At 46.2% G+C, this 996-nt stretch carries 2 protein-coding genes; both read right to left on the reverse strand.

Going from position 1 to position 996, the window contains the following annotated elements; translation table 11 throughout:
• A partial coding sequence (locus B3182_RS03345; protein WP_292751537.1) for a peptide deformylase occupies nt 1-415 on the reverse strand: 415 nt, incomplete at its 3' end.
• Nucleotides 412-996, reverse strand: a 585-nt coding sequence (locus B3182_RS03350; RefSeq protein ID WP_292751540.1) for a 2OG-Fe(II) oxygenase, incomplete at its 5' end; no start/stop codon positions are given. The genes B3182_RS03345 and B3182_RS03350, both read right to left, overlap by 4 nt.

Here is a 996-nt window from a genome sequence, read left to right on the forward strand (position 1 = left end):
CAGCCATAAAGCCCTCATATGTGGTTTCAACCTGAGTAGCATCACGCAACCAGTAGCGCACTTGTATTTGCTGATAACGTGGTACCAGAGCTCGAAGACCGGGAACACTCAAACAACCTTCCCAGTCTTTTTCTGTATGCGCTGAGTGCCAGACAATTTCGGGATTTATTACACAGGTTGCCGGCATCTCGGGTGCATAGGGATAACGCTCATTAGGATGACTCGACATAATAAAAAAGCGTTGGTTAATACCAACTTGCGTGGCGGCAATCCCCATACCCCCACGCTGTTGAACAAAGGTGATCAGATCATCAATTTTTTGTTGTAATACAGGGTCGTTTATCTCGGATACCGGCTGGGCAATTCGACGTAAATCATCCTGACCTAATTCCAGAATGTTAAAAGATGTGTTCATATTATCGGGGCCTGCAATGGATCCTGAATCCGGAACCAGCCTGCAATGCTGTAACGATCCCGTTTCGAGGGGAGAACTTCATGCGGAAACTGCTCACTTAAAAAAACCACAAATGTGCCCATTTCAGGTTCAACAGATAGAATCAGATTATCATCATTGATGTCATAGATCTGCAATTGGCCACCATCCTGAGTTTGCCAGAATGGGTTTAAATACATCACCGTTGTTAATACACGGTTGGACTGACCTTTAAATGCATCGACATGACGTTTGTAGAAGGCCCCTGAAGGATAATGGGCGTAGTGTGATTCATAATCAAACAAGCCGAGAAACAACCGTTGATTCATTGCCAGCCGGAAATCTGCCATATGGGTGAGATATGCCAGGTCGATGCTATTATCCGGGTCTAGCCAACGGGTTTCATCGGTGCGGATTTTCTCATTTAGCTGATGTTGTCGTTCCCGGCCTATTCCGGCCTGACTTAAGTCATTATGCTCATCCAGACGGGCAACTCTGCGGTATAGATCATGGGTTAAAGCGGGAGGCAATAATTGTGGCAGGATACAATAACCGTGGGTGGC

This window comes from Methylophaga sp. UBA4204 (assembly GCF_002379485.1).
Taxonomy (GTDB): domain Bacteria; phylum Pseudomonadota; class Gammaproteobacteria; order Nitrosococcales; family Methylophagaceae; genus Methylophaga.